The following is a 233-nucleotide window of genomic DNA, read 5'->3' on the forward strand; positions in this document are numbered from 1 at the left end:
GACTGCTGATCGGGCAGACGCTGGGCGTAGGTTATGAAGACTGGAGCCGCTGGCTCCTGTGCGACTCCGCGCTGGCGGTCCCGTGCGAAAGCGTGTCGCCACTGACGCCCTACACCCGCTCCACCGCGCGCGACGCCGGCTGGCAGTGGCGCATTCCGCTGCAGCACCGGATCGGCAACGGCCATGTCTATGCCAGCTCGCATGTCGGCGACCAGGCGGCGGCGGACACGCTG

Annotated in this window: 1 protein-coding gene; it reads left to right on the forward strand. The window is 69.5% G+C overall.

Annotated features, from left to right (window positions below; genetic code table 11):
• Positions 1-233, forward strand: a 233-nt coding sequence (locus AC0IW9_RS32095) for a tryptophan 7-halogenase (protein ID WP_471652319.1), incomplete at both ends; no start/stop codon positions are given.

The organism is Belnapia sp. AC561 (assembly GCF_979252845.1).